This is a genomic window from Sorangium sp. So ce281, assembly GCF_051527395.1.
GTDB lineage: Bacteria > Myxococcota_A > Polyangia > Polyangiales > Polyangiaceae > Sorangium > Sorangium cellulosum_B.
The window spans coordinates 1,707,779-1,731,974 of record NZ_CP150322.1 but is presented as its reverse complement, the minus strand read 5'-3'; the positions used below and the strand labels follow the sequence as shown (position 1 = coordinate 1,731,974).

The following is a 24,196-nucleotide window of genomic DNA, read 5'->3' as shown; positions in this document are numbered from 1 at the left end:
CGCGGCAGGCTCGGTTAAACGAGCCGTCATGATCCTGATTGGCCAGTACGACTCTCCCTTCGTGCGCCGCGTCGCCGTGGCGCTCCAGCATTACGGGCTCGCGTACGAGCACCGCCCGTGGTCGGTGTGGGCCGACGCGGAGTCCATCGCGAGGTACAACCCGCTCCGGCGGGTCCCCGTGCTCGTGACGGACGGCGGGGAGCCGCTCGTGGAGAGCGCGGCGATCCTCGACGCCCTCGACGACCTGGTGGGGCCCGATCGCGCGCTCCTGCCGCGCTCTGGCGAGGCGCGCCGCGCCGGGCTGCGGGTCTCGGCGCTCGCCACGGGGCTCGCGGACAAGGCGGTGAGCCTGCTCTACGAGCACGTGCTGCGCACGGGCGATCGCCGGAGCCCTGTCTGGGTGGAGCGCTGCACCGCGCAGATCGGCGAGACGCTCGATCTGCTGGAGCGGGAGCGCGCCGCCCGGACCGGCGACGCCTTTTGGCTGGGCGCCTTCAGCCACGCCGACATCGCGGTCGCCTGCGCGCTGCGCTTCGCCTCCGAGGCGCACCCGGCCCTCACCGACGCCGCGAGGCGGCCGGCGCTGGCCGCGCACGCGGCGCGCTGCGAGGCGCTCCCGGTGTTCGCGGCGGTGGTGCAGCCCCTCCACGTGGCCGTGTAGCGCCGCGCGCCGGGAATTACCTGGCCATCGACCGCCTGTGAACTGCATTGGATCGGGCTGCTTCCGACTGCCCCACGTCAAGAGCGGCAAGGTGCACCGCTCCGGATCGAGCACATCCGCGCGCCGGTTCATTTCGATTGACGCCAGCCGTGTGAACGTTCACATTTTACGCCAGGTAGTCTTTGGCGTTGCCCTGGATAGGTGCGTCATGCGCACCGGGCCTTTCTCATTGTGCGCGTTCGCCGTGCCGGTCGGGCTGCTGGCTCCAGGTGAGGCGCATGCAGGGGGAGGAGCGTGCCGGCGCCCGTGCTCGGTCGGCATCTCTGCTTCGCGACGTACCGCTGCTTCGCGAGGCTCTGGCAGGGCTCGCGGCAGCATCGCTGCGGGTCGGCCCCTCACTGAGTTGACGTGATCTGGAAGCGGCGCGGTGCTCCGCGTGGGCGGCTGGCTCACCTTCCCTTCGAGGCAAGAATCATGCGTGAGAGTCACGATTCCACCGTTCGTCACGTCAAGCTGCTGGTCGCCGCATTCCTCACGGCGTTCGCTGGGATGGCTGCCTGTTCATCGGACGGGACGAGCCCCAACCTGGCCGGCGGCGACAGCTCGGCTGGCGGCAGCGCAACCGGCGGAGCCGACGCCACTGCGGGAGCCGGAGGAGCGGCAGCGGACGGGGGCGGCGGCAGCGCCGGCGCGATGGCCGGTGGCGGAACGGGCGGCGGCGGCGGCGAGGTTCCAGACGAGACCGGGACGCGGCAAGCGGCGTACTACGTGTCGCCTTCCGGTAGCGACGACAATCCAGGCACGGCCAGCGCGCCGTTCGAGACGGTCACCAAGGCGCGCGACGCCGTCCGCACCCTCAACGCCGACATGACCGGCGACATCTACGTTTACCTCCGAGCTGGCACGTACAGCCTCACCGACGCCATCGCCTTCGCGCCGTCGGACTCGGGCACGAATGGCCATCGCATCTACTATCAGGCTTACCCCGGGGAAAAACCCGTTTTGAACGGCGCGACGAAGGTGACCGGATGGACGCCGGACGCAGGCAATATCTACAAGGCCAAGCTGGACCGAACGACGAAGCTGCGCAACCTGTACGTGAACGATGCTCGTGCCCTGATGACGAGCAAGCGGGTCACGTCGCGCGGAGGGGTCGGGACGTACAGCGTGACGGCCGGGCAGCACAGCTGGGCTTGGGCGACCGGCAGCGGCAGTGACGGCGCCAAGTACGACCTCAACGCGGTACCCGCCATCGCCAGCAACAAGGACGACCTCGAGATCGTGAACGGCACCACCTGGAACGAGAATATCGTTTGCGTTCGTGATGTCATCACCACGCCAGACAACTTCCGCGCGCTGCTCTTTCAACAGCCCTACGGCGCCATCGCGCAGACCCCCGGCTGGAATTCGGGCTTCAGTGTCTCTGGTTCCCACACGATTTACAACGCGCGCGAGTTCTTGGACTCACCCGGTCAGTTCTATTTCGACAAGACGACCGGGACCCTCTACTACTACCCGCGGCAGGGCGAAGACATGGCTCAAGCCGACGTGCAGGCGCCGATCGCAGAAAAGCTGATCGACATCGCCGGCGCCTCCAGCGCCAGCCGCGTCAAAAACCTCACCTTCCAGGGCATCACCTTCGCCAACACCGACTACAACCTATACAGCGTGAACGGATCGCGCGGCAAAGCGACGGTACAGGGCGCCACCATCTACGTTGCTTACGGCGACGGCAACTGGCACAACAGCAAGTACGAAATCATCGACACGCTGCCCGGGATGATCACGGTCAACAACGCCGACTCGATCGACTTCATCGGCAACGTGGTGAAGCACAGCGGCAATGAGGGCATCTCCTTCATCAACGACGTCGTGAATTCCAGCATCGTCGGCAACTACATCACCGACATCGCCGGCAGCGGCATCACGGTCGGCCACCCGCAGCACCTGTACGCGGGCGACTCCGGCCCGCACCACAAGTTCGGCCCCGGTGTCGAAGGCATCTGTAAGAACGACACCATCAGCAACAACCTGCTGTACGACGTGAGCTCACTGCCGGGTTTCGGTGGCCATTCGGGCATCACCGCCTTCTTCGTGGATGGCCTGAAGATAACCTACAACCACATCCAGAAGACGGCCTATAACGGCATCAACCTGGGCTGGGGCTGGCGGAACTTCCCCGACTCGACCACCTGCAAAGACAATGCGATCAACAACAATCGCTTCATCGATACCTTGAGCAGGCTACACGACAGCGGCGCGGTCTACACGCTGGGTCAGATGCCGGGCACGACCATCAACGAGAACTACGTCAAGGGCATTCCGCCCGCGACGAGCGGCCCCACGTACGGCCTGCACAACGACGAGGGCAGCGCGCACATCACGCAGAACGACAACGTGCTCGACATCGACCCCGGCGTAAAATACACGATCAACTGCGAGGATTTCGGGGCCAAGCACCACCTCACCATCCTGAGGACGTACGCCACCGTGAACAAGATGGGCATCAACCCGCCCGATAGCAGGATCGACCCGCCGGTCGCGGTTCCGGACAACATGTGGCCTGCCGCGCAATACGAAATTTGCCTGAGCTCCGGCATCCAGGAAGAGCACCGGGGCATCATCCCCAGCAGCCTGCTCGCGGTTCAAGACTACGTGTTCCCGGCGAGCGCCTCGGTCGCATCCGGCACCGAGACAATCAAGATCAGGAGCACGGGCGCGGCGGCCAACGCCGTCTGGCTCGCGCCGGCCGGCACCGGCACGTTCACGGAGGGCGCGACGATGACGAAGGCGGCGGGGGACGCGACGTCCATCGCCGTGCCGGCCAGCGCCGGGACGTACAACCTGCATGTGGTCGATGCGCAGGGCGAGAAGCTCGGTGAATCGGCGGCGCAGCTGCGGGTGCGCTGACGTGCCGCGGTGGGCGCTACAGCAGTGGCGCCCACCTTGCTTCCCCGACCGGCCGTGGCAGCGGGCGCCGGCGTCAATTCCAATCCACGGGCTCATCGATCGGCGCGGACCGTTCGCGGCTCTCCCCTCGGTGGTCCCGGTTCAGGTTCACCCCACCGCCGTCCTCCGACGACGGATCAAGGTCGAAAGTGCAATTGCCAGAGCAACCAGGGAAGTCCCGGCGGACTCCCTCGAATCGGCCCTGCCGACCGCGCACGATCCAGAATCAGCGCTACCGGCCGGGCCACCAGCCGTGACGGCGCCACCCGTTCCACCGCTCCCGCCGCTTCCGCCTGCGGCGCCGCTTCCGCCTGCGGCGCCGCTTCCGCCTGCGGTGCCGCTTCCGCCTGCGGTGCCGCTCGACCCCGTGCTCCCGGCGGGCCCGCCGCTCATGCCGCTCTGCCCCTGTCCGCCGCCCCCACCCTCTCCACCGGTTCCGCCTGCGCCGCCGCTTCCGGCCGCCCCGCCGCTGCACTGCTCTATCTCGGGATCGACCGGCCCGGTCTTGTCGAGACCCAGAAAGGGGATGACGTACTCAGCGGGGAATAACGCGTCGGAGGGGCCGTGATCGCCGCCAATCGAGGTGAACGCGTCGAGGACCACGTAGCCGCACTCATTCTCCCAGCGCTGCCGCGTCGCATCGTGATTGCCGAGCCGGACTCCCGTATCGGTCGACGTCGGGCTCGCGCCCACGCCCAGAACATGGGTCCATTGCTTGATGGCCTCCGTGTGGTTCGGGTACCTGATGAGTGTGTCCGCGTCGCCGTGGAAGAGCTGCAGCCGCGGGCGAGGTCCCGCATACCCCGGGGCCAGCGTACGGGCGATGTCCCCCCACTCTTGCGCTGTGTGGGTCACCGAGCCGCCCGCGCACGCTCCGCTATATCCGCCGTTGTTGCCTGATTCGTTGGCTGCGCGGCACCCGGCCGGCATGCCCGCGAACGCGGCGCCTGCTTTGAAGACGTCCGGGTAGAGGGCAAGCAGGAGCTCGGTCATCATGCCGCCGGACGAATCTCCCGTCGCATAGACGCGATCCGCGTTGCCTCCGTACGTGTCGAGCGCGTACTTCACCATCTGCCTGATGGCGTGACTGTCGCCACCGCCTTCGCGCGTGCGAGTCTTGTCCGAGACGACGTCCCAGCATCTTCCGCTGCTGGGGACGACCATGATGAAGCCATGGTCGTCCGCCGCGTCGACGATGCCCCCGCCCCGCGCCTGACCGAACACTGCACTGGCGGTCCCGCCGCAGTAGTGCACCAGCGTCAGAATCGGAGGATTCGGCTCCACGTGATCCGGGACATAGACGTACATGCTCACGTCACCAGGCAGACCGCTCACCTTCCAGTCGTTGATCTGCTGCAACGTCGCCGCTCCCGCGGAGGGTACCGGCCCCAGCATGGCTGCCAGCAAGGCGCCCCAAGCAGTCCAATTTCGGCTCATGATGGAGTTCTCTCCTGTGTATAAATTTGCTCTCTCGAATCAAGCAAGGCTGCGACGACATGACGCCGGCGATGTCAATGACGAATCGCCACGCTCACCTCAGGTGACAGAAGGTCCCGTACGCGATCCGCCTTCCTCTTGCCGACGATGGCGAAGCAGACCCTCCGGACGGAGTCGGCGCCGAGATCCATCGGATGACGAAGATCGCCGTGTTCACGACGACCCATCCATGGCAAAGCAGAAGGATACCGGTCGGGTCTATTGTGAACGCTCACATAGACAACGTCAATTCCGATCGACCGGCCCGCGGTGTCCTCCAGCCCGAGGGAGAAGAGGCTGGCGGGGCGCCTCTGGAGCGCGGCGTCACGAGGAGCGATCCTCGCTCGTTCGCCCTCTCTCCCGCTCCGCCCCGCTCCAGGGCCGGCGTCCTGCCCGCCTTCTCCGCATGACCGCAGAAGCTCGGGCGGAGACAGGCGGTCTTCGTGCAGTATCAGCGGCCTGGCCATGGTGGTTCCTCGCGACACGCGTCCTTGCGGCGTCGCGCAGACTTGCCGCGCCAAACGACACGGGTTACCGTCGATGACATGAGCGTGGCAGCCTCCCTGTTGCAGATCGATCCCCGAGATGATGTGGCCGTCGCCGTGCGCGGCATAACCGCAGGGGATTCGGTGGCCGACGCGATCACCGCCCGCGTCGACATCCCGGCCGGGCACAAGGTGGCGCTGCGCGCGATGGCCGCTGGCGAGCTGGTGCGGAAGTACGGCTGGCCAATCGGGCGGGCGAAAGTGGACATCCAGCCGGGCGACCACGTGCACACGCACAACCTGGCCACCGCGCTCTCCGGCCTCGACACCTACGCCTACGAGCCCACGACCCCTGAGCCCCTTCCCGCGACCGAGAACCGCACCTTCATGGGCTACCGGCGGAAGAACGGGCGGGTGGGCACCCGCAACGAGATCTGGATCCTGTCGACGGTGGGCTGCGTCTCCCGCACCGCCCAGAAGGTGGCCGCCGAGGCGGACAGACGCTTCAAGGGCCGGGTGGACGGGGTCTACGCCCTTACCCACCCCTTCGGCTGCTCCCAGCTGGGGGGTGATCTCGAGGCCACCCGCCGGATGACCGTGGCCCTGGCCGGCCACCCGAACGCGGGCGGAGCGCTGATCATCGGCCTGGGCTGCGAGAACAACCAGCTCGGCCCGCTCCTCGGGAGCGCCTCGCACCTCGATCCCGATCGCCTGCGGTCGTTCACCGCCCAGACGGCCGAGGACGAGCTCGAGGCGGGCCTCGAGGCCGTCGAGGAACTGGTGAGGATCGTCGAGCAGGACCGCCGCGAGCCCTGCCCCGTCTCCGACCTGGTGATCGGCCTCAAGTGCGGCGGCTCGGACGGCTTCTCGGGGCTGACCGCCAACCCGCTGGTGGGCCGCATCGCCGACAAGGTCTGCGCCGCCGGTGGCTCGGCCATCCTGACCGAGATCCCGGAGATCTTCGGCGCCGAGCGCCTGCTCATGACCCGCGCCGAGAGCGAGGCGGTCTATGAGGACATCGTCGGCGTGGTGAACAACTTCAAGAGCTACTTCATCGCCCACGGAGAGCCGGTGTCGGAGAACCCCTCGCCCGGCAACATCGCCGGCGGCATCACGACGCTGGAGGAGAAGTCCCTGGGCGCGGTGCAGAAGGCCGGCCGCGCCCCGGTGACCGAGGTGGTCCACTACGGTGGGCAGATCCGCGGCACGCCGGGCGTGGCTCTGCTGGAGGCCCCCGGCAACGACGCGGTCTCGTCCACAGCGCTCGCAGCCGCCGGCGCGACGGTCATCCTCTTCACCACCGGCCGGGGCACGCCCCTCGGTTTCCCCGCGCCGACCCTCAAGCTCGCCACCAACTCCAGCCTGGCCCAGCGCAAGCAGCGCTGGATCGACTTCGACGCCGGCCGCATCGCCTCGGGCGAATCCATGGACGCGGCCGCCGACGCCCTGATGGACCTGGTGTTGGCCACCGCCTCCGGCCGTCCAACCCGCGCCGAGGAGAACGGCGAGCGCGAGATCGCACTTTGGAAGCGGGGCGTCACCCTTTGAGCCGAAAGCGCCCGTCGGAGGCCGGGCTCCGCCTCGCTCCGCCGCACGTCGAACGGCCCGCCTGGCCTCCTCCGGTCACCGGACCGGATGGACGACCTCATCCTGCGCTGGTAGGCGAACTATCTCGGTCAATATCCAGGCTGGGGTACCTCGCGGCAACCGGCGCCGACCTGGCCTGGAGCGGCTCGATCTTGCCGACGATGACGAGGTAGCTGAACGCGCCGAGCAGGCAGAAGCCGCCCGCCACGACGAGCGGGATCGTGAACGATCCCTTGGTCAGCGAGAGCATCACGCCGGTGAACGTCGTGATGACGATGCCGGCCAGGTTCGACGCAAAGTTCTGGATGCCGCTGATCGAAGCCACATGGCGCGGCGTGGGCGCGACGTCGCCGGGAAGGGACCAGATGCTGGCGCCGGCGAACGCGAGGCTCGCGTAGGAGATGCCGAAGAAGGCGAGCATCAGATAGATGTTGGAGGTCAATGCCGACAGCGTGATCGCCGACGACACCAGCATGCCGCCGACCATGCAGGTCTTGCGTGCGGCGGTGAGGCTCCAGCCACGGCGATAGAGCGCGTCGGAGACGAAGCCGCCGATCCAGCCGCCCGGAATCGCCATCAGCGCGGGGATCATGCCGAGCGTGCCGAGCGACTTGAGCGAGAAGCCGCGCGTCTGCACGAGGTAGCTCGGGAACCACGTGATGAAGAAGTAGTTGGTGAAGTTGAGGCAGAAGAAGCCGAGCATCATGCCCCAGAGCGTGCGATGGCGGAAGAGCGACGCCCACGTCACGTTGTTCTGCGCGTCCTCGGCGGGCGCTGCGTGGACGACGTCCTGCTCGCCCGTCATGTCGCCATGCGCGGGGCTGCGGTAGATGACGACCCAGCCGAGGATCCACACCGCGCCGAACAGGCCCGTGATGACGAAGGCCGCCTTCCATCCGAGCGAGTCGATGATGAGCGCGACGAGGGGAATCGACAGCGCCGAGCCGACGCGCGCACCGCTGTCGAAGATGCCCGTCGCGAGCGCGCGCTCGCGCGGCTTGAACCACTGGCTCACGAGCTTGGCGCAGGCCGGGTAGGCGCCGGCCTCGCCCACGCCGAGCAGCAACCGGTAGCCGAACATGGCCGCGACGCTCGACGCGCCGGCGGTCGCCGCGGTGAAGAGCGACCACCAGCCGACGGCGATCGGCAGCGCGATGCGCGCGCCCACACGGTCGACGAACCAGCCGAACGGCATCTGCATGAGCGCGTAGGTCCAGAAGAAGCCGCTCATGATGAACCCCATCTGGGCGGGGCCGATGCCGAGCTCCTTCTCGATCTGGGGCGCCGCGACCGCCAGATTGGCGCGATCGATGTAGTTGACGGCGACGGCGAGAAAGCACAGGAAGAGCACGACCCAACGCATCTTTCTCATCTGCATGTCTCCTTTGGGCAGCCTCACCTGCTCATGCGGGCACGGCCGTGCAAAGAGCCGCGTGCAGCCGGGGCTGATCGAGGTTCAGGCCGAGCTCGCGCGCGAGCTCGATCACGGGCCCGAAGCGGCGTCGCTTCTTCTCGCCATGGTTGCGCGCGATATCGGAGAGCCGGTGATCGAGGAACGGGTTCTGGAAGCGCTGGCGCACCTCGTCGAGGTAGGCGCGCGCGGCAGCACCCTTGCCGAGCGCATCGAAGACGGGCACCACCTCGTCGCGCCAGAGCGCCTCGAGATCGGCGCGCAAGGCCGGATCGCGCATCGCGCGCAGCGTGTTCTCGTCCGCGGGGCGCCCGTCCAACCGCCAGCGCTCGGCGAGGTAGGTGTGCCCGAGGTTCAGCAACAGCAGCTTCAAGCGTTCGTAATGGAGCAGGTCGTCCGTCACGATCATCGCTTCATGCTGGCACGGCAGCACCATCCCCTCGCGCCGCTCGATCGCCCAGAGCGCGTAGGGCTCGGCGATCGCGCCGACGGGGCGGATCGGCTCCGAGACGATCCGGTCGACGAGCGAGTTCACCCAGATGCACGTGTGCTCGATGTAGCGCAGGAACGCGGCATCGGCGCCCCATTGGCGCGCCACGCCGGCGACGAGCGCACGCAGCGTGTCACCGTTGTTCGAGACGAGCTCGCAAGGCAGCAGCGTGAGCGGCGCGGCGCCCGCCTCGAAGCGTGCGCGCAGCAGGATGACGAGCTTCGCGGCGAACCCGCGCGGCACGCCCGCGCCGGGCGCGAGCAATGTCGCCGTGTCCTCGGGCAAGCAGACGTATCCGCTGTCGCTCGTGTTCGAGATCACGACGCGCGCATCCTTCGCGAAGCGCTCGCGCACGAGCGGCCAATCGGTGTTCGCGTCAAGCGCTTCCGTGATCGAGCTGCATTCGATCGTCGCATCGACGACCTCTTCGCGGCGCAGCCCGCGGATCCGCACGGGGTGACGCCCCTGCGCGCGCAGCGCGTCGATGCGCGCGCGGCTCTCGGGGTTCGACGTGGTCTGCACCACGGTGATGGTCCCGAGCGCGCGGCCGGCGCCGAGCGCCTCCGAGATGAAGAGGTCCGCGTGAGCCTGCAGGAACCGGCTCGTGCCGAACTGAAGAATCGGATTGCCCATGTCGGTGCTCCGGCGGCTCAGCGGGCGCGTACCCACGCGAGGCTCGTGTGCGCGAGGCTCCCGGTCGCGCTCGGCGACACGGTCGACTCGGGATCGTGCTTCGAGAGCAGGCTCTTCATCCGCAGAAACTGATGGATCGTCTTCATCCGAAATCCCTTCAGTGAAGGCGCCGAATCGCGCACACTCACGACATACCCACCATGATCTTGGAGGTTCGACCGGGGTGGGCAGCCCAGTCGGCGAGCGCCTCGGGCACGCCTTCGATGGGGATCGACCTCGAAATCAGAATGTTCGGGTCGAACGTGCGTCGCTCGAAGAAGGCGATCACGTCCGAGAACTCGTTCAGGCAGTTGCGCGAGCCGAGGATGTCGAGCTCCTTCATCACGAACAGCCTGGTCTCGTAGCTCACCGGCTCTTTGCCGTATCCGATGTACACGACTCGGCCGCAAAATTTCACCCAATCCACCGCGTTGCGGTAAGTCGCGGTCGCGCCCACGGCTTCGATCACGACATCCGGCCCGTCGCCGTTCGTCAGGTCCATCACGCGCTGGCGTGCATCGGCGTTCCCGAGCACCGCCTCTCGCGCGCCGAGCGCCCGGGCGAGCGCGAACTTCTCGTCCTGCGTGTCGAGCGCGATCACGCGCGCGCCGCGGCTCACCGCGCCGGCGACAGCCCCGAGCCCCACGCCGCCGCAGCCCATCACCAGCACGGTCTCATCGGCCTCGACGCGCCCCCGCGCCGCCGCGTGAAAGCCTACCGAGAACGGCTCGACGAGCGCGAGCTCCGTGAGGCTCAACTTCCGTGACGTGAAGAGCTTCTGGTACGGCACGGCCACGAGCTCGGTCAGCGCGCCGTCGCGCTGTACGCCCATGGTCTTGTTGTCGCGGCAGGCGTTGCGCCGTCCCGCGCGGCACGAGGGACACCCGCCGCACGCCGTGTACGGCGTGAACGTGACGTCGGTACCGACGCGCCAGTCCGCCTCGACGCCCGAGCCGAGCTCCACGATCGTGCCGGCCACCTCGTGCCCCAGCACCCGAGGGTACGTCACCATCGGGTTCTTGCCCAAGAACGTGTTCAAGTCGGAACCGCACAAACCGACCCGTTGCACGCGGATCAACACCTCATCGTGCGCCGGTTTGGGCTCGCGGATCTGGCTCACCTGTGCAACCGACGGACCGGTGATCGTCAGGGCTTTCATGCTGTCATTGCCTCGCTGAGCGACTTCGTTCACTCGCGGCTTTCACGGCGCGCTCCGCAGCCGGGGCCGCTTCGTTCTGCTAAAGAACAGAGCGCCATGTCGAATGGCCGTAGCCGAAGCGGCGTGGCGTTGCTCTACGATCCGTGAGCGGGGCGGCAGGCGCCGCCTTCCCCGTGGCGCTCGGGACGCCGCTGTTCAGGGGTGACGCGCGTAGAACTTCTGCGCATTCTTGTACATGACCTTGTCACGTGCTTCCTGACCAAACTCCTTGAGGTAGAGCTCGGCGATCTCGATCTCCGAAGCGAGGCTGCCACCCATATCGACCACGGGCCAGTTGCTGCCCCAGATCAGCCGGTCTTCGCCGAAGGCCTTCATCAGCACGTCGAAGTGCGCCTTGTACGCCGCGAGGTCGGTCGGCGCCTTCCAGGGATCGTCCTCGGTGGCGGCCGGGTTGTACATGTCGAAGAACGACGAGAACTTGATGTAGATGTTCGGGTGCCTGGCCAGCCGCTGCATCGCATCGACCCAAGCCGGATCCGGCGTCGGCCCCTTCGCGCCCGCCAGGTGATCGATGATGATACGGAGCTTGGGCACCGCGGTCGCGAGCGCCTCGACCCTGTCCTTCGGGTTCAGGGTGCCGCGGCTGATGATGTCGAGGGTCATGCCCTTGGCCGCGAGCTCCTCCAGCGAGGCGAGTTGCTTGGCGTCGAGCGCCAGCTTCGGGCTCCAGAGGAACCCGCGAATGCCGACCACGCGCGGGTCCGCGACGAGGCGCGCCAGATCGGCGCTGAAGCTCGGCGAGCCGATCTCGAGCTGCGCGACGAGGAACTTGAAGAAGTCGTTGCCCTTCGTCGTCTCGAGGACCTTGAAGTTGTCGTCGACGACGGGGCTGGCTTCGACGATGCCGGTGCCGATGATGCCATTCTGCTTCGCGATGGCTTCATACTCCGGGGGCGACACGTCGCGGTAAATCGGCTTCTGCTTGGCTTCCGGCCAGACGACGCCGCCCGGACGCGTGACCTGGTAGAGATGGATGTGCGTGTCGAGGATCGGACCACGCTGCTTCGCCGGCACGGCCAGCGGGGCCGCCGCTTTGCTCGTGCCGCCCGCCGTCTCGGGCGGCGTCGTCGTGGTCGCGGAAGACGACGCACACGCCGCGAGCGGCGAGAGCGTCATCATCAGGCACAACTTGGCGAAACTCGCCGGAATACTCGTGAGTATTTTCATGGTGGAGTCTTTTTGGAGTCGGTGCCGAACGCGATCCCGATAGCGGAGGTGTCGCTGCGCATGACGACCCCCTCATGGCAAAGCAGAATAAGGAGGCCTCAATGTGAACGTTCACATGAGCGATGTCAACACCATTTCGCCCCTGAGGCCAAGCTCGGACTCGGGTGGCGGGCAAGTCTCCTCCGGAGCGCCGCGGCAAGAGAGGCAGGCACCGGACCGCGGTTATGTTCGATGTAGATTCCAATTTCCAATCCGCTTGCCTCCGGTCAAGGGCTCATCTCGGTAGAGAGCACCTGGGATCACCGCTGTCGCGGGCGGGCTGGACGATTCGGTCCCGGTGGTCGCCGTCGGCCAACACGACGGCGCGGCGGCGGCGACCCGCCATCTCCTCGACCTTGGGTCATGGGCGCCGTGGCCGGCCGCCGCTGCGCGCCCATCGGGATCGAGGGTGACCTCACGCCGATCCTTTTTCGTTGACACCCGTAATGTGAACGCTCACAATTTGTCTTGGGGTTTCTTTTCGCTCTCCCCCTGAGCAGGCCATCATACGCGGCGGCCCTTCCTCCCTGGGATCGGGATCGATCACCAACCCTGGAGAAGCGACGCTGGAGAACTGTTCGATAAGTTTTCCAGCATCGTCGCAGCGCTGCGCCGCACGCTGCCGGCTCGCTTGCCACGCGCACGGCGTGGGGCATCGGAGACTGTGTTGAACGCCTTGTCAAACAGCCCGCTAGTTCAATAACTCGTCCATGCATCGAAGGGGCGGCGTTCACTCCACAGCCTGCGGGGCAGAGCTCGGTCGCCTCGACATCCTCGTGAACGACGCGGGGCGGATCCGCAGGTCGTCGGCCGCCCAGCACTCGGACGAGGACGGCGGCTGGATGAGTTGTCGAGGAGAAGAATATGCAGATTCGCAGTGCAACAGGTTGCCAGTGGGACCAGGTGAGCCTCGGCGAGGTGATGCTGCGCCTCGACCCGGGTGAGCGCCGCGTCCACACAGCGCGGACGTTCGACGTCGGGGAGGGCGGGGGAGAGTACAACGTGGCGCGGGGGCTCCGGCGCTGCTTCGGGCTCCGCACCGCCATCGTCACGGCGCTCGCGGACAACGCCGTCGGGCGCCTCATCGAGGATCTGATGCTCCAGGGCGGGGTCGACACGTCCTTCCTGCGCTGGGTCGACTACGACGGCGTGGGCCGGGACGTGCGCAACGGCCTCAACTTCACCGAGCGCGGCTTCGGGCCCCGCGCCGCTGCCGGCTGCTCGGACCGCGGCCACAGCGCGGCGTCCAAGCTCAGGCCCGGCGACGTGCCGTGGGAGACCCTCTTCGGCGAGCGCGGCGCGCGCTGGTTCCACACCGGCGGTATCTTCTGCGCTCTCTCGGAGACCACGGCCGGCGTGGCGCACGAGGCCATGGAGGTCGCGCGCGCGCAGGACGTGCGGATCTCCTACGACCTCAACTACCGGCCCTCGCTGTGGAAGAACTTCGGCGGCCAGCGGCGGGCGCGCGAGGTCAATCGCGCCCTCATGCCGTACGTCGACTGCGTGTTCGGCAACGAGGAGGACTTCGTCGCGGGCCTCGGCTTCGAGGTGTCCGGCGTGGACAGCAGCTACAGCCAGCTCGACACGAGCGGCTTCCGCCGGATGATCTCCGAGGTCGTCGCGGCGTACCCCAACATCTCGGTCGTCGCCACGAGCCTCCGGACGGCCAAGACCGCCAGCGTGAACGGCTGGGGTGGCATCCTGTACTACGAGGGCGAGTTCCACGAGGTCCCGCAGCGAGACATCGAGATCCTGGACCGCGTGGGCGGCGGCGACTCGTTCGCTTCGGGGATCATCTATGGCCTCTTGACCGAGCAGAGCCCGCAGTGGGCGATCGAGTGCGGCGTCGCGCACGGCGCGCTGGCGATGTCGACCCCGGGGGACACCTCGATGGCGTCGCTCGCCGAGGTGCGGAGGGCCATGAGCGGAGCCGGCGCGAGGATCGAGCGATGAACAGGGAGCAAATCGTCCGTCGCATCGAGGAGATCGGCATCGTCCCCGTCGTGCGCGCGCCGAGCGGAGAGCTCGCCGTGCGGGCCGCTCGCGCGCTGTGCGCGGGCGGCATCGAGGTCATCGAGATCACGATGACCGTCCCCGACGCCCTGTCCGTCATGCGCGAGATCGCCTCGCGGATGAGGGACCACGTCCTCGTCGGCGCGGGCACCGTGCTCACCGCGGACGCGGCCCGCAGGTGCATCGAGGCCGGCGCCGAGTTCATCGTGAGCCCGGGGCTCGACCTGGAGGTCATCCGCGCGGCGCACGATCTCGGGAAGGCGGTCTTCCCGGGGGCGCTCACGCCGACCGAGGTGATCACCGCGTGGAACGCCGGCGCCGACACGGTGAAGCTGTTCCCGTGCTCCGCGATGGGGGGCGCGAAGTACCTGCGCGCCCTGCGCGCGCCGCTCCCGGAGGTGAAGATGATGCCGACCGGCGGGGTCAACCTGACGACAGCCAGGGATTTCATCGAGGCCGGCGCCGTGGCGCTCGGGGTCGGCGGCGAGCTCGTGGACGCCGCGGCGCTCGCGGCGGGCAAGGACGAGGTCCTCACGGAGCGCGCGCGCGAGTTCATGTCCGTGGTCAGCGCCGCGCGTGCAGAGCTCGAGAACAGCGCGCGGACGTAGAGAACAGCTCCGGCGGGCGGTGCTCGGCAGCTCACCGTCGACAAGGCGTTCCTGGCGTGCCCGCGCGCTGGCGCGCTTGCCCGACTCCCCCGAGGACATGGTGGTCGCGGACGACGCGCTCTGGGTGCTGCTCTGGAGCAAGGGGAGCTCGGCGGACTCCTCGGTCGTGCGGATCGATCCGGCCACGGGAGCTCAACGCCGCTCGCCCGCGCTCAGCCGGGACGCCTTCGCGCTCGCCGTCGGGCACGGCCGGATCTGGGTAGCGCACGGCAACGGAGACGTGAGCGTCGTCGACCAGACCTCGCTGGAGCCGCGCGACGATCTCCACATCGGCGACCTCCACCAGCACATCGCCGCCGGCCCGGGCGCGGTGTTCACGGATGTGCGCTCCGGGGTCGTCCGTCTGGATCCGGCGAGCGGCAGAGCCACGCACGAGGTCGCGCTCGGCGAGCCCGTCTCCGTGCTCCTTCAGATGGGAGACGAGGTCATCGCCGTGGGCCAATCTGGTCGCACGTGGCTGCTCGACCCGGAGGACCTGACCCTCCGCGCGATCCTCGCCGCCCCCGAGGGCGTGAGGTCGCCGCGCGCCGCAATGCGATACGGAGAGACGCTGCTCCTCACCGAGTTCGACGACGCTGGCGCAGCTGGGAAGGCGGACGGCCGCCTGCTCATCCTGCGTTCTTCGCCTCGCTGACGCCGAGCCGAAAGTCTGCACAGGCGCGCGGCGACGACGGCGACCATGCTGCCCTGAGATGGCCTAATGAGAGATATTGACGAAGACGTTCACGCTCCCGTCCTGCTGGACCGGGGTGGAGACGACGAGCACGTCCGGCCTCTGGTCGGCGTTCACGTCTCCGATCGCGAGCGCCCTGGTGAAGACGCTCTGGTACATGAGCGCGGAGTCGAACGTGCCGTCGCCCTTGCCGCGAAACACACCCACCGTCCCACCGCCGCCGAGCGCGACGAAGATATCGGGCCGCGTATCGGAGTCGAAATCCGCCGTGCTGAGCGCCGTCTCGAGGGGGAAGTAGACCGGCATGGTGATGGGCGCGCCGAACATCCCCCGTGGCTGGCCGGGCAGCACGCCGACGACGCTCGCGCTGCCCACCGTCGCGAAAGCTATATCGAGCACACCGTCGCCCGTGAAATCGGCGGGCGCGACGGTCCACGCGGAGCTGCCCACCGGGAGGCTCGCGGCCGCCTCGAACGTGCCGTCTCCGTTGCCGAGGAGGAGCCGAATGTCATCGCTGTCGTAGTTCGCCGTCACCAGATCCGTCCTCTCGTCTCCATTGAAATCGCGAGCCGCCACATCCAGGATGTTCATCCCCGCGGGATACGCGATCGGCGGCAGGAACCCGCCAGCCCTGTCATTGAGGAGCACGCGCACGTTGTCGAAGGTGGTCGCGGCGATATCGGCGGCGCCGTCTCCATTCATGTCGGCGAGCGCGATCTTCCTCCCGCCCTCGTGGAGCGCCACGGGGCCGAACGAGCCTGCGCCGTCACCGAGGAGCACACCGACCTTTCCCGCCGCGTCGGTGCCGAACACGACATCGAGGTGCCCGTCGCCGTTCACGTCCCACGCGACGACCTGCTCCGGATCCACGCCGCTGGCAGGCAGGGTCACGGGCATATCGAACGCGCCGCTCCCTCTTCCGGCAAAGAGCGAGAGCGACTGGCCACCGGCATACGCGACGACCACGTCGGCCTTGCCGTCTTCATTCCAATCGCCGAGCGCCGCGCCGCTCGCGCCCTTGCCCCCGAGGAGCGCCGGAGCTGCGTGGAACGTCCCATCTCCGCGACCTCGCGCGACAAGGAGGCCGCTCGTCGACATGACGAGATCCGCTTTGCCGTCCCCGTCGAGGTCTCCTGACCGGACGCGCGAGCCACGTTGTCCAGTGAAATAGGTCACCCGCGGCTCGAGCCCCCCGAGCCCGTCACCCCGGAAGACGCTGAGCATCGAGTCGTCCGTGCTCTCCACCGCGATGTCTTGTCTTCCGTCGCTGTCCCAGTCGCCGAGGACGACGCCGCTCGGCGCGAGGCCGGCCGGGACGCGCCTGGTCGCCGAGAGCGCGCCCGACGGGCTACCCATCAAGAGGGTCATTCCCTTCGTATCCACGGCAGCGATATCGGGGTTGCCGTCGGCGTCGAGGTCGCCGATCGCCAGATCGGCCGCGCTGCCGACCGGCACGCCGTCTTGCGCGGAGATCGTGGTCTTCGTCACGGGGCCGAAGGCGCCGCCGGCCTGGCCGAAGCGCACGCTCACGACCGGCGTGGAGACCTCCGTGTCATAACCGACGATGTCGCGCACGCCGTCGCTATCGAGGTCGGCCAGCGTGATGAAGCGACAGTTCGTGGTCCCGGTGAGCGTGCTCGACGTCGTGAACGCGCCCGCGCCGTCCCCCGCCAGGATCGTGATGCTATTGCCATTGCGGCTCGCCACGACGTCGAGCTTCCCATCACCGTTCACGTCGGCGAGGACGGGCGAGACGTAGTCCGCCCCCGGGCTCGAGATCGGGGCCTGGAACGTGCCGTCACCGTTGCCGAGCAGGACGCGGACGCCGGCGTCGGCGCTCAGGAGCGTGACGACCAGATCCTGGTTCATGTCGCCGTTCACGTCGCCCACGGCGACGTCATGCGCGCCATTCACGACGTGCTCTGTCCGAGGAAGAAACCCACCCTTGCCATCGGCGAGGAGCACCGAGACCCTGTTCGCGCTGCGCAGCGCCAGCGCGCCGTCGGCACGTCCATCGCCATTGAGGTCCGCGAGCACGAATGGGGTGCCTACATAGCTCGATCCGGTCGCATAGAACCTGACGACATCAAAATCGATCGTCTCCGCGGCCTGAGGCGCGCCCCCACCTGCTCCGCCTGCGCCATCCTGGCCGCCGCTCCCGCCCGTGCCGCCGGTGCCGCCGCTCCCGCCCGTGCCGCCTGCACCGTCTGCGCCGCCGCTCCCGCCCGTGCCGCCGGCGCCGCCGCTCCCGCCCGTGCCGCCTGCACCGTCTGCACCGCCGCTCCCGCCCGTGCCGCCTGTACCGCCAACGCCACCCGCGCCACCTTGACCGCCGAGCCCCCCGGCGCCGCCCTGACCCACGGGCGGATCGGATGGAACGTCCCCGCACGCATAGCTGCAGAAGATGACGAACGCCGATGCCAGAACTCCGCCGTGTGTGCGCATTTGGATATCACCTTGCAATGAGCCGCGATTGGGAAAATAGTCCGCGCAAATCCATTCTTATTTGTCAAGAAATTTGCGTCAGCGCCTACAGCGTGTCTGTACGGTGGGACGGCCACCACGAGGGGATTGACTTTCGGATCGCGTTTGGATTTCCTGGCCCCCTGTGTCGCCGCGATCAGAGAGGAATTCATCATGAATGCGCGTTATGCGATTGGGCTCATCGTCGTTGGTTGTGGCTGCGCGGGATCGACGCCGAGCGCCTCGAGCCCGCCGCCGAGCGAACCGCTCGCGAGCGCCGAAGCTCCCGCGCCCGTCGCGCCCGCGCCGCCGGCACCGGCGCCTTTGCCAACGACGCCCGCGGCCGAGCCCGCGGCGACTGCGAGCGTCCCCAAGCTAGCGCCCCCCGAAACCCCCGATGCCATCAAGGCGCCGAGCGCGGCCAATCTCGTCTTGAAGGCGAACGCCAGGGGCGCGCAGATCTACGTGTGCGGAAAGAAGAAGGAGCCCAAGGCGAAATTCGAATGGACGCTCAAAGCCCCGGACGCGACGCTGACGGACGAGGCAGGAAAGACGCTGGGCAAGCATTACGGCGGCCCGACGTGGGAAGCGGCGGACGGCAGCAAGATCGTTGGTGCCATGAAGGCCAAGGTCGATGCCCCCGACACCACCGCGATCCCCTGGCTGCTCCTGGAGATCAAGTCGACCGAGGGGCAAGGCGTGCTCAGCCACGTCGCGTGGATTCAGCGCGTTCAGACCGTGGGCGGCAAAGCTCCGGCAGACGGCTGCGACAAGGCGCACGATGGCGCCGAGGCGCGCATCGACTACAGCGCGACCTACTACTTCTACGCGAACCCGTGAGCTAGCCGACTCAGCGCGCAGCGGTCAGCTGCTTTGCAGACGGGGTTGTCGCCCTCGCATAGAGGCTATCGAGGAACAGGGCCATCGAGAGGTACAGCTGCGCACCAGGGCTGTAGAATACGGAGCGATGCTGTCCGTCTTCCCCCAGGCTGGGCGCGGTGTTGTCGTAGCCGAGCTCGAACCATGCGATGTCCTCGGCCGGGTAGCTCAGCGACACCTCGAACGTGGTGCCGGTCGTCGCCGACGAGCCGCGCGACTCCACGGGCACGCACGTCAGCACGGTCTGCACACAGCCTTCGTCGGACGGCACATCACGGAATCGGGCCACGAGCCCCCACGTGTTGCCGAGCGATAGATCGCCCCAGAGGTTGACCCAGAAGCTCATCCGCATGGAGAGCTGATCGCGCAGCAGGAAGTCCCCCGAGAGCCGATCGTCGAGCTGCACCTCGCCCGACGGGGACGTACGAGGTCTGACAGGGTCGCCGTTCACGGGCGTGGTGGCCTGCGAGAACAGGTGCTCCCATACGCCGCCGGCCGAGAAGAAGACGCCGTTCAGCCACGCTTCATCGAGCAGGGGGAGATTCGCGAGCACACCGAGCCCGAGCCGCGTGCGCGCGTAGACTCCGGTGTACCGGCTCGCCGGCGACGTCGGGAGCGCGACGCCGAGCCGAGGCCCGGCGAGCAGGGCGAGGCCCTTGTCGTCCTGGAAGATCGTGTAGGTGTACGCGGCCTGGAGGGGAAGGTCCGCCAGGGTGACGGGGGCCCCTCCGGGGACATCGCCGTCTGACAGGGGTACGTTCAGGGCGATGTCGGTGCCCACCCAGGCCCAGTGTTCCTTCGTGCTCACGAACGAGTAGCGGGGAACGAGCGAGAAGGTCATGCCGGCGTACTCGCCGTCCTCGCTGTAAGGCCCGCCGTCGAGGCCGAAGACGTCGGTGGTGGCGCTGGTGGTCCAGCCGAACCGGCTCGTGCGAAGCGCGTTGTCGCGCGCGCCGAGGTGGAACAGCGGCGCCCCGCCCCGGAGCCCCGGCGCCCGGCCCGGCCCCTGCGCCACAGGCGCCGGCTCTTCCGGGAGAGGATCGGCCGCCGGTTGCGCGAGCGCCTCACCCCGGCAACAGACGAGCGCAGCGGCGAGCGAGCTCGCGCTGAGCGCTGCCCTTGCGGCGCGACCGGACGGATCCCTCGGCATCCCGGCAACAGCATACCCCGACGTCCGCGCGATTTGAACGGCTCGTTCGGCGCTCCGCCCACGGTCGCGAGAGGGAGCACCAGCACCTGCTCCGCGCCTCCAGCGTGTCCCCGATAGGTCCGATCGATCATCTCTGCTGGCCCGCCGGCCTCTCGTCGAGCTTCTTCTCGAGCGGCCGCCCTTCCGCGCTCTTCTTCTTTTCGATCCACGCGATCACCGGATCTCGCCACGAGAGCCCCGTCCCCACGGCCTTCGGATCTTGCGCTGCGAACACGGCGCCGTCACCACCCCCGTACATGAAATCGCTGATGATGACCGTGTAGCGCTTCTTCGGATCCATCGGCTTGCCGCCCACCGACCACCTTCCGTTCGGCGCCCTCTTCGCGCCGGAGATGATGAACGACGTCGCCTCGAGGTCCTTCGCGAGCGACGCGCCGTCGATAGACACCTTCACGAGGCGGTTGTCGAACGGGAGCACGCTCCAGATGGTCGCGTGCGAGATCGGCCCCCGTGGAATGGTCTGTCGCACGCCGCCTCGGTTCATGATCGCCACGTCGCCGCCCACCTCGTGGAGCCAGGCGTCGCTCACGATCTTGCCGACGGCCTCCTCCGGGTCGATCCCTCCCTCCGAATAGCCGATCACCTTCCCGAGCGCGCTGTCGACCTTCGCTTTCCACGCCGTGACGAGCCGCGCGAGCGCAGGATCCGCCGGGGCTTGCGGATCGGCGGCCACGTCGACGAGGGAATGGCTGATCGTGACGACGCGAGCCCGCGGGGGATTGTCGGGGTTGATGGTGATGGCGACGCGGGCGTACTGGTGCAGGCGCCAGCCGGGGGAGACGACGGGCGTGTCGCCCGCGCGCGCGTCGATCTTCCTGTGGCAATGGCCCCCTCCGACGAACGCGAGCTGCCACTCCGGGTGTCTCGCCACGATGGGCACGAGATCGTCGGGGCATTCGTGCGCGGTCACGACGACGACGTCGGCCGCTCCCGTCTCCCGCGCTTCGTGGATCGCTCTGTCGAGCGAGGCCTCGGTGGGCTCGAACGTGATCCCTCGAAAGCGCTCGGCCATCGCGGCCTTCAGCGTGTCTGCTGCGGCGAGCCCCACGACGCCGATCTTCACGCCCTTGCGCTCGAAGACCTCGTAACGCCGGATGGCGAGCTCGTTCGCGAGCTTCGCGTCGTCGATCTTCACGTTCGCCGCGAGGTAATGCAACCGGGCGAGGTCACGGAGCTTCGAAAATTGAGGCACGCCGAAATCGAACTCGTGATTGCCGAACGCCGATGCGGCATAACCCATGCGACCCATCGCGCTCGCCATGGACACGCCGTTGAAATACGTCGAGATGGCGGGGCCGGTGAAATTGTCGCCGCCCGAGAGGAGGAGCGTGCGCGGCGAGGTGCAATCCTCGGGCGCGGCGGGCGTGAGCGCCCCTGCCGCGTCGATGCCCGCGGGAACAGGCCCTGGGCAGTGCCCTTCATACTTCACGAGCCTCCCGAGCAGCTCGGCCGCGCCTCCGCGGCTCACGCCGCCCTCGGACAAACCCTCCATCCAGCCGTGTTCGTCCGTCGTGTAGAGCAGCGTGACGGTGACGTCGCCTCGCGGCTTCACGGCGCGCGGAGGCGTCTCGCTCGCGGGGTCCGCTGCGCCCGCCTCCGCCCGGGCGCCCGGGGGCTTCAGCGGGGCTCCCGGCCCCCCCTGCGGCTGCGCAGGGCCGCAAGCGAGAGGAAGCAGGACGGTGCACGAGCCGAAGAGCAGGGCCAACGGGCGCATGGTCGAGAACGATAGGCCAGGCCGGGTGTCGCCGGTACGAAAAACCAGATGAAGGCGATGCGTGTGGCCCTGGAGGCGGGCTCGGACTCTGCCACGTCGCAGGGTCATTGAGCCGCCTGCCCGAGCTCGATCCGCCGAGCCATCGTGGCGGCCGCGCGGCGACGGGCGCGTCGCTCCGAATCAGAACCAGCGCGCGAGCGCGTCGTCGAGCGACGTCGACGACGCGTCTGTCCACGCGATGCAGCCGTCGGGTCGGACGAGCATCGACGGGCCGTCCTTGGTGCGTGCATGGTGCACGTCTTGCGGGAGTGACCGTTCCGAAGGCGAGATGAAGAGGCCGCCGCCCTTCTCCATCAGCACATAGAGCCGCTCTTCGCTGCCGCCTTCGAGCGTGAGGAGCCGGTCCTTCGCGAGCGTGCCGACGAGCGGGTCGTCGTCACCGAGGTCGTAACGAACACCGACGCCCGTGAGCATCTCGCCGAAGTAGCGGTTGCCTTCGGGCAGCTGCATCAGGTCGCTCACGATGGCGCGGAGCGCGCTCGTGAGCGGGTCAGGTCGCATGAGCGCGACCTGCGCGCGGGTATTCTCGAGGACGCGCGCAGCGACGGGATGGCGCTCGGCGGTGTACGAGTCGAGGAGATGCTCGCGCCCGTTCACCGCCGCGGCGAGCTTGAAGCCGAGGTTCGCGGCGTCGACGAGGCCGAGGTTCAAGCCCTGGCCGCCGAAGGGCGAGTGGACGTGCGCGGCGTCACCGGCGAGGAGGACGCGACCCATCCGGTAGGTCGTTGCTTGCCGCGCGTTGTCGGTCCAGCGCGTCGCCATCGTCATCGACAGGATCTTGACGTCGGTGCCGCTCACGCGCTGGATCGCCGCCTCGACCTCGGCTTGCGTGATCGGCGCATCCCTGTTGGGCGGCGGCCCGTTGAACTCCGCCGTGAAGACGCGCCCCGGCATCGGTCCGGACGCGACGAGGCCGCGCGGCGTTCGGTGCCAGCCCGCCGCGAGCTTCTCGGGCGCGTCGAGCTCGACGACGGCTTGATAGCCGGTGATGGTCGGATCCGTGCCGGGGAACTCGAAGCCGGCGAGCTTGCGGACGCGGCTCCGGCCGCCGTCGCAGCCGACGAGGTACTTCGCGCTCAGCGGGCCCGCGCTCGTCTGCACGGTCACGGCGTCGTCGTCCCGCTCGAAGCCTTCCACCGTGACGCCGCGGCGGATCTCGATCCCGAGCTCCGTCGCGCGCGCGATCAGGATCCTCTCGAGCGCCTCTTGCGGCACGGGGCGCATGTGGCGCTCCGGGTCGCGCTGGAGGCTCGGGTCGATCAAGAACAGTCCAGAGAAATGGCCTCCCGGCCTCTTCATCGGTCCAGGTCCGAAGCGCGCCTTGAGCGCCGGCATCATCAGCGCCATGGTGGCGCGGCGCTCGTCGTCGAGCGCACCCGCGAGCCCGCGTCGCTCCAGCGCCTCGGCGGCCACCGCGCCGACCCCGGCGGCCTTGATCGTGCGGTCGGGCTCCGCGAGCCGCTCCAGCACGAGCGGCGCCACGCCCGCGGTCGCGAGCTCGATCGAGAGGAAGAGCCCGACCGGGCCAGCGCCCACGATGATCGCGTCGTGAATCATGACCTGAAATTATACCAGGTACAATTTTGTGCAAGATAAAATTTTTATCTCGGTCTATTATTCGATCCATGGGCGAGCTCCGTGAAAGCAAGAAGCGCGAGACCAGGCAGCGGATCTCCGACGTCGCGACGGCGATGTTCTTCGCGCGCGGCTTCGACGCGGTGACGGTCGAAGAGATCGCCGCCGCCGCGAATGTCTCCAAGATGACGGTGTTCAACTACTTCGCGCGCAAGGAGGACCTCTTCCTGGATCGCGAGGACGAGGTGAAGCTGCTCCTGCGCGAGGCAATCCGCGGGAGGCCGCAAGGGCAGCCGCCGATCGACGCGCTCCGCCGCCTCGTCGACAGGCTGTGCGAGCAGAAGCATCCGTTCGCTCGCATCGACGGCCAGACGGTCGGCTGGTGGCGCGTCGTTGCGGCGAGCCCGTCGCTCAAGGCGCGACTCCGCGAAATCGGGGACGAGGTGGTCGAGGGGCTCGCGGTCGAGCTCGCTGGTCCAACGCCCGATGGCCTCGCCCGGCTCGTCGCCGGCATGGTCGTGCTGACGTGGCGCACGGCGTACGGCGAAGCGATCCGCGTGTTCGAGCGCGGAGGCTCTGCGAAGAAGGCGAACGCTGCGTTCATCGCGCTGATCGATCGCGGCTTTGCGGCCCTCCTCGGAATGGCGGCGGGCTCGAGCTGGCAGACGACCGGATGACCCATCTCGACCCAGGAGCCCGCTGCCCCACCACTCCGGTCCTCGCGGCGCTCGCCTCCCCCGCTTCGGCGAGCTCGAGATCCTGTAAGCCTCCCGCCAAGCATCAGC

Annotated in this window: 17 protein-coding genes and 1 pseudogene; 8 read left to right on the top strand and 10 right to left on the bottom strand. The window is 68.2% G+C overall.

Annotated elements, in window-relative coordinates:
* Positions 1-28 precede the first annotated feature (28 nt).
* On the top strand, positions 29-661 hold the full coding sequence (locus tag WMF27_RS06555; protein WP_437761106.1) for a glutathione S-transferase family protein: 633 nt from the start codon (positions 29-31) through the stop codon (positions 659-661).
* Positions 662-1,423: 762 nt separating this feature from the next.
* A pseudogene (locus WMF27_RS06550) lies at positions 1,424-3,565 on the top strand (right-handed parallel beta-helix repeat-containing protein); the annotation flags it as partial.
* A 153-nt stretch (positions 3,566-3,718) separates the two neighbouring features.
* Here WMF27_RS06550 and WMF27_RS06545 read toward each other — a convergent pair.
* Complete coding sequence (locus tag WMF27_RS06545; RefSeq protein ID WP_437943945.1) at positions 3,719-5,017, bottom strand: extracellular catalytic domain type 1 short-chain-length polyhydroxyalkanoate depolymerase; 1,299 nt, start codon at positions 5,015-5,017, stop codon at positions 3,719-3,721.
* Positions 5,018-5,631: 614 nt separating this feature from the next.
* Between WMF27_RS06545 and WMF27_RS06540 the strand changes: the two genes are divergently transcribed.
* A complete protein-coding gene (locus tag WMF27_RS06540; RefSeq protein ID WP_437761108.1) occupies positions 5,632-7,119 on the top strand; it encodes a UxaA family hydrolase in 1,488 nt (495 codons plus the stop codon).
* 97 nt (positions 7,120-7,216) lie between these two features.
* Here WMF27_RS06540 and WMF27_RS06535 read toward each other — a convergent pair whose 3' ends face one another.
* The 5 genes from WMF27_RS06535 to WMF27_RS06515 all read right to left on the bottom strand — a co-directional run bounded on the left by WMF27_RS06535 (position 7,217) and on the right by WMF27_RS06515 (position 12,069).
* The gene (locus WMF27_RS06535; RefSeq protein ID WP_437761109.1) at positions 7,217-8,530 is read right to left on the bottom strand and encodes an MFS transporter; all 1,314 of its coding nucleotides are present in this window, start codon (positions 8,528-8,530) and stop codon (positions 7,217-7,219) included.
* A gap of 31 nt (positions 8,531-8,561) precedes the next feature.
* The gene (locus tag WMF27_RS06530) at positions 8,562-9,692 is read right to left on the bottom strand and encodes a mannitol dehydrogenase family protein (protein WP_437761110.1); all 1,131 of its coding nucleotides are present in this window, start codon (positions 9,690-9,692) and stop codon (positions 8,562-8,564) included.
* Positions 9,693-9,709: 17 nt separating this feature from the next.
* Positions 9,710-9,838 (bottom strand): hypothetical protein, encoded by a 129-nt coding sequence (locus WMF27_RS06525; protein WP_437761111.1) that lies wholly within the window; start codon positions 9,836-9,838, stop codon positions 9,710-9,712.
* 38 nt (positions 9,839-9,876) lie between these two features.
* Entirely contained in the window at positions 9,877-10,890 is a 1,014-nt protein-coding gene (locus tag WMF27_RS06520; RefSeq protein ID WP_437761112.1) for a zinc-binding alcohol dehydrogenase family protein, read from the bottom strand.
* 195 nt (positions 10,891-11,085) lie between these two features.
* Positions 11,086-12,069, bottom strand: coding sequence for an amidohydrolase family protein (locus tag WMF27_RS06515; protein ID WP_437761113.1), 984 nt, complete (start codon positions 12,067-12,069; stop codon positions 11,086-11,088).
* A gap of 951 nt (positions 12,070-13,020) precedes the next feature.
* Here WMF27_RS06515 and WMF27_RS06510 point away from each other — a divergent pair.
* The 3 genes from WMF27_RS06510 (at position 13,021) to WMF27_RS06500 (ending at position 15,471) form a co-directional block, all read left to right on the top strand.
* Positions 13,021-14,109: a PfkB family carbohydrate kinase gene (locus WMF27_RS06510; protein ID WP_437761114.1), complete on the top strand. Its 1,089-nt coding sequence runs from the start codon at positions 13,021-13,023 to the stop codon at positions 14,107-14,109.
* On the top strand, positions 14,106-14,777 hold the full coding sequence (locus tag WMF27_RS06505; protein WP_437761115.1) for a bifunctional 4-hydroxy-2-oxoglutarate aldolase/2-dehydro-3-deoxy-phosphogluconate aldolase: 672 nt from the start codon (positions 14,106-14,108) through the stop codon (positions 14,775-14,777). Before WMF27_RS06510 ends, WMF27_RS06505 begins: the two co-directional genes overlap by 4 nt.
* Positions 14,778-14,853: 76 nt before the next feature.
* On the top strand, positions 14,854-15,471 hold the full coding sequence (locus WMF27_RS06500; protein ID WP_437761116.1) for a YncE family protein: 618 nt from the start codon (positions 14,854-14,856) through the stop codon (positions 15,469-15,471).
* A 63-nt stretch (positions 15,472-15,534) separates the two neighbouring features.
* Here the strand turns inward: WMF27_RS06500 and WMF27_RS06495 are convergent, their stop codons facing one another.
* Complete coding sequence (locus WMF27_RS06495; protein ID WP_437943941.1) at positions 15,535-17,871, bottom strand: FG-GAP repeat domain-containing protein; 2,337 nt, start codon at positions 17,869-17,871, stop codon at positions 15,535-15,537.
* 228 nt (positions 17,872-18,099) lie between these two features.
* Between WMF27_RS06495 and WMF27_RS06490 the strand changes: the two genes are divergently transcribed.
* Positions 18,100-18,813 carry a DUF3455 domain-containing protein gene (locus tag WMF27_RS06490; RefSeq protein ID WP_437761118.1) on the top strand — a complete coding sequence of 238 codons (714 nt, stop codon included), beginning with the start codon at positions 18,100-18,102 and terminating at the stop codon, positions 18,811-18,813.
* A gap of 10 nt (positions 18,814-18,823) precedes the next feature.
* Here WMF27_RS06490 and WMF27_RS06485 read toward each other — a convergent pair whose 3' ends face one another.
* From WMF27_RS06485 to WMF27_RS06475, 3 genes are all read right to left on the bottom strand, one after another.
* Positions 18,824-20,002, bottom strand: a complete 1,179-nt coding sequence (locus tag WMF27_RS06485) for a hypothetical protein (RefSeq protein WP_437761119.1) — start codon at positions 20,000-20,002, stop codon at positions 18,824-18,826.
* A 127-nt stretch (positions 20,003-20,129) separates the two neighbouring features.
* Positions 20,130-21,776, bottom strand: coding sequence for a bifunctional metallophosphatase/5'-nucleotidase (locus tag WMF27_RS06480; RefSeq protein WP_437761120.1), 1,647 nt, complete (start codon positions 21,774-21,776; stop codon positions 20,130-20,132).
* A gap of 180 nt (positions 21,777-21,956) precedes the next feature.
* Positions 21,957-23,393: an FAD-dependent monooxygenase gene (locus tag WMF27_RS06475; RefSeq protein ID WP_437761121.1), complete on the bottom strand. Its 1,437-nt coding sequence runs from the start codon at positions 23,391-23,393 to the stop codon at positions 21,957-21,959.
* A 26-nt stretch (positions 23,394-23,419) separates the two neighbouring features.
* Between WMF27_RS06475 and WMF27_RS06470 the strand changes: the two genes are divergently transcribed.
* The gene (locus WMF27_RS06470) at positions 23,420-24,088 is read left to right on the top strand and encodes a TetR/AcrR family transcriptional regulator (RefSeq protein WP_437761122.1); all 669 of its coding nucleotides are present in this window, start codon (positions 23,420-23,422) and stop codon (positions 24,086-24,088) included.
* Positions 24,089-24,196: the final 108 nt, after the last annotated feature.